This is a genomic window from Corynebacterium sp. NML130628, assembly GCF_001875665.1.
Lineage (GTDB): Bacteria > Actinomycetota > Actinomycetes > Mycobacteriales > Mycobacteriaceae > Corynebacterium.
Window position 1 is genome coordinate 1 of the sequence record NZ_MLAL01000041.1, and the last position, 4409, is coordinate 4409.

The following is a 4409-nucleotide window of genomic DNA, read 5'->3' on the forward strand; positions in this document are numbered from 1 at the left end:
CCGAAAACCTAACCAAAAACAAACCAACCACCAACAACAACAACGCCGTCATCGATGTCTGGCAAAATCCTAAAATTACAAAAATAAAGATACAAACAAACCGGTCCCAACCCGACGGGGCAAAAACAGGACCAGCCACAACCACATCAACAAAACAGTCAACATGACCATGCAATCTGCACCAAAACTAGTGACACCCAATCATAGGTTCAAGCATCACCACCGGCACACACCACTTTCGTGGCACACAGCACGCAACCAAAGTCAATGCAATCAAAAAAATAAAAAGTACATTGGCACACTATCGAGTTCTCAAACAACAACCGCACACCCAAACACACCACCAAACACAGTGGCACATTCAAAGCGACGAAGATTGACACTAACAAAACATTCTCAACAACGCAAACCAGCGCCGCATCACAGAACCTATTTCATTATGCCGGCCAACGGTAGTTTTCCTAACCGCCATCTCACCAACACACTCTCTACAGAGTCTGTCCGGCGGGGCGTTGTCGGTCTCGCTGACTCACATAAAGTTACACACACACCAACAACAACACAAATCGCCAGGCCAGACGTGATTTTTATAACTTCATATCTGGGTTCTTTTGGGCGCCATTGACGCGCCCCGTGACGTACAACGCGAGCGTCACTAGCGCTAGCAGCGACGCGCATCCGGCCCCGATTACCGTTCCCTTCCACGGTTCTGGGTCGCGCATGAACTGCCAGAGAATCATTAGCGCCATGAACGTCACCAACTGGTTTCGCCCCCAGGCCAATGGAATCACAAGCCCAGTAAGAACCAAGATGAACGTCACCCAAAGGGGGACGGTGAGGAGGGTGTGGGCGTCGAAAAGCGAAGGAAGGCAACGGAGCGCAACGTAGATCCCCGCGGACACCACCACTGCCGCCAACCCATGCAGGCCCCATGTGCGACGTGTGATGCCGTACGCGCGGGCAGTCGTCGGCGAGCCTGCTCCCGAAGAGTAGATTGCCGCGAAGCAACCGATAAAGAACAGGTCAGGCATGGTTGCAACCAACGGCACCCACTTATCGCCGACGAACGATTGGACCGCGAGCTGCATGGCGACTGAGCCAAGGCCAAAGGCCGCGGCCAGGAGAAGCGGCTGCTTCCAGAAAAGCTGGAAGATGAGGGGTTGGTCGAGGCGGAGACCCATGATGGCCGAACCACTGTCGGGAGAGTCGAGTTCTTTGCCGGTGGTGGCGTCGTTAGTTACATAGAGGGCCAGCCAGCCGGTGACCAGCGCGACGGCAAGCAGGCCATACAGCGAAGGGCTCACGATCAGCGTCGGGACGCAAAGAACAGCCCAGACAGCGAGGGCCGCGCGGCGCTTGTACGCGAGCGCGCGCTTGCGGTTCATGCCGTAGGAGCGAAAAACGTTCGACTCGGGAATAAGGGTCATATAGAGGAGGAGCGAGGAGAACGTCGCGGCTGTAATCACCAGTGGGACGCTGCCCAACCAGTCGGCAGAGATGGTCGCGGCACCCATGAGCAGGCCGAAGAGTGTCATCCAGATGCGCCATTTCGATCCCGCGAACATTTGCGCGCGGAAGAAACCAGGGCGGACAAAGGTCTGCATTTAGCTCACCTCCAAGAGGTGCTCGATGACGTCGCCGAAATCGACAGGTCGCAGGGGGTTGCTCAGGCCGAGGCGCTCGGCGTGGGCGTCGGCGTCGTCGGCGGTCACGTGCGCGCTGACCTTGCCGTCGCGGCCCAGCACCAGGGCGCTGCTCAGAATTTTCGACGCCTCTTCGATATGGTGCGTGGCCATCACGAATGTGCGTCCGCCCTCGGCCACGTCGAGAAGGTGGCGGTAGAACACGTTGGTGTTGTGGACGTCGAGGCCTACGTAGGGTTCGTCGAGAAGCGTGAGTTCGGCGCCGGACGCGATGCCGATGATGTTGCCCACCATCGCGCGTTGGCCCCGCGACATCTTGTTGTACGAGGTGTCGAGCGCCTCGTCGAGGTCGAAGTCGTCGATGAGGCGGCGCGCGAGCCCATCGTCCCAGCTCGGGTAACGCAGCTGCGCGCCTTTCAGGATGTCCTTGCCGCTCCAGCTCGCCGGGTAGCCGACGTCGACGCCCGTTAGCGCGACGCGGTCCATCACCTCGGCATTATCGAACGGAGGCACGCCGAAGACCTCGACGGCACCACCAGAAGATTTCAGTTGGCCCGCGACGATCTGCAACAACGTCGACTTACCGACGCCATTTCGTCCCAGCAGCCCGTGAATGCCACCACACGGCAGGTCGAACGACAACCCATTCAGTACGTACTTCATCCCGAAGTACTTCTCCAGCCCAGCGGCGCGGATAATCATGGTGCTCATTGATACATTCCTCTACTTTCTGCTACTCGATGCACAAGGTCGATCAAGTCGTCCCGGCTGAGGCCGACGCGAACGGCTTCGTCGACGAGAGGGGCAACGAACGTGCCCGGGAACGCCTCCCGGCGCGTCGCCAAAATCCGCTCGCGCGCGTCCGGAGTGACGAACATCCCGAGTCCACGGCGCTTCTCGAGGACGTGGGCGTCGACAAGGAGGCCGAGGCCCTTGCGCGCTGTCGCGGGGTTGATGTTGTGGAAAGCTGCGAGCTCGTTTGTCGACGGCGCCCGCTCCCCCGACTTCAACGTCCCGTCGACGATGAGGTCCTCCACCAACTTCGCGATCTGCACGAAGAGTGGTTCCGAATCCCCAACCACCATTCCTCCCTTCTGGATCGTTGGTTAGTTACTGCACTAACTAACTATAGAACCGTTGCCAGGGGACCCGCAAGCACCCCTACGAAATTTCTTGGCTACTAGCATGAGTAGGTGCACAAACATATGTAGCCTTGTGATGAAAAGAAATTAACGACAATAAAGAATCGGAATTTAGGAGCCATGCTTGAACGCACACTGGTGTTCGTCGACACTTCTTACCTACTGGCGAGCTTTTACAACTCATGGGAGATCGGCGCCCGAGCACAATTAGAAATCGACTTACCCGAGGTCGTCGCCAACCTCGGAGTCATGATCAGCCACCAACTTCACCAACCCATCCACCGTCAAATGTGGTACGACGGCATCCCCGACTCCGGACCGCACCGCTACCAGCGCGCACTACGCTCCTGCGACGGCGTCCAACTCCGCACCGGGCAACTCATCGAATGGGGTGAACGACGCACCCAAAAAGGCGTCGACACCCGACTCGTCGCAGACCTGGTGATCAACGCTACGCGCGGCCAATTCAGCGACTTCGTCCTCGTCTCCGGCGACGCCGACATGATCCCAGGCGTCGAAGAAGCCACCAACAACGGCGTACGCGTCCACCTCTACGGATTCGGCTGGGACTCCATGTCCTCCGCCCTCCGCCACGCATGTGACACCACCACCATCCTCGACCCACGCGAAGACTTCGCAGACTCCATGCAACTCCGCGTCCTCGAAGGACCCCTCCCACCCAGCATCCGGGAACGCCCAATCGCCGACGCCGAACCCGTCGAAGACAACCAAGGCCCCACCGAAGTGCCAGGCCTGGGCCCGGACCCGCTCGCTGCGCCGGAGGAACCGGCTCCAGCTCCGGACCCGGCTTCGTCTTCGGCTTCGTCTGTGGCCTCGGACGAGCCGGTTGACCCACCTGCCGAAGAAACCCCAGTTACCCCCGCGACCCCGTCACCCGCGGACATGCCGAAACCCGGCCCGAAACCTGGCCCAGTGCCCGCAGAGCCGGCGACACCTGCCGAGAAGCCAAAGCCGGAAACCATCTGCGACGAAGACAGCGAGGACGTACCGGCCCCCAAGCCGGCTCCGAAGCCGTCGATGATGGCACCGCGCCGCAAACTCCGCTCGCGTTACGTCCCACTGCCGGAAGAAGTCTGGACATCCTCCGGCTTCCAAACCCCCTACGACGTGGGACAACAGTACGCAGCCTGGTGGTTCGAGAACGCCGCCTCCAGCGAGCAGCGCGACAAGGCACACATGCTTTCCGGCGGCGGGCTGCCACCGGAGATCGATAGGCCGCTGCTTCAGTTCGCCTGCGAGACCCTGCACGAGTACACCCTGACGGAAACCCAGCGCGTCAACCTTCGCGACGGCTTCCACTCCGGCATCCGGGGCGTGCTCATCAACATTCGCCGAGAGAGCTGACACGCTTTCGATACAGCAAGACCCCTGTCCGACACATTCAGGTCGGGCAGGGGCGTTCTTTTTGCATTGTGCACTGCGGTTTTTCTAAATGTGAGTAACAGGATTGTAGTATTCCCCATTTCGAACGTCTTTGGGGCTGCGGATGTTTTGTTGGAGTGCATCTGAGGGACTTTGTCTCGTAGTTATGCACTCAGTGCCTGTCGATGCTCGGCGATGGTCGTATATCCATCACCGAGTGTCGACTTCAACCTTGTATTGA

4 protein-coding genes are annotated in these 4409 nt (G+C 59.1%); 1 reads left to right on the forward strand and 3 read right to left on the reverse strand.

Features of this window, described 5'->3' with window-relative positions; all coding sequences use genetic code 11:
• Positions 1-587 precede the first annotated feature (587 nt).
• From BJP07_RS09650 to BJP07_RS09660, 3 genes are read right to left on the reverse strand one after another with little or no spacing between them, the layout of a single operon-like run.
• Positions 588-1604: a hypothetical protein gene (locus tag BJP07_RS09650; RefSeq protein WP_071567262.1), complete on the reverse strand. Its 1017-nt coding sequence runs from the start codon at positions 1602-1604 to the stop codon at positions 588-590.
• On the reverse strand, positions 1605-2354 hold the full coding sequence (locus BJP07_RS09655) for an ABC transporter ATP-binding protein (protein WP_071567263.1): 750 nt from the start codon (positions 2352-2354) through the stop codon (positions 1605-1607). It lies immediately after the preceding gene.
• Entirely contained in the window at positions 2351-2728 is a 378-nt protein-coding gene (locus BJP07_RS09660) for a GntR family transcriptional regulator (protein WP_071567264.1), read from the reverse strand. The genes BJP07_RS09655 and BJP07_RS09660 overlap by 4 nt, the downstream gene beginning before the upstream one ends.
• Before the next feature lie 177 nt (positions 2729-2905).
• Here BJP07_RS09660 and BJP07_RS09665 point away from each other — a divergent pair, with 177 nt between their 5' ends.
• Positions 2906-4150 carry an NYN domain-containing protein gene (locus BJP07_RS09665; RefSeq protein WP_071567265.1) on the forward strand — a complete coding sequence of 415 codons (1245 nt, stop codon included), beginning with the start codon at positions 2906-2908 and terminating at the stop codon, positions 4148-4150.
• Positions 4151-4409 lie beyond the last annotated feature (259 nt).

What these genes read in the sequence shown, in the direction of transcription:
- BJP07_RS09650 (WP_071567262.1), bottom strand. Translation starts at nt 1,604, where the DNA reads ATGCAGACCTTTGTCCGCCCTGGTTTCTTCCGCGCGCAAATGTTCGCG.
- BJP07_RS09655 (WP_071567263.1), bottom strand. Translation starts at nt 2,354, where the DNA reads ATGAGCACCATGATTATCCGCGCCGCTGGGCTGGAGAAGTACTTCGGG.
- BJP07_RS09660 (WP_071567264.1), bottom strand. Translation starts at nt 2,728, where the DNA reads ATGGTGGTTGGGGATTCGGAACCACTCTTCGTGCAGATCGCGAAGTTG.
- BJP07_RS09665 (WP_071567265.1), top strand. Translation starts at nt 2,906, where the DNA reads ATGCTTGAACGCACACTGGTGTTCGTCGACACTTCTTACCTACTGGCG.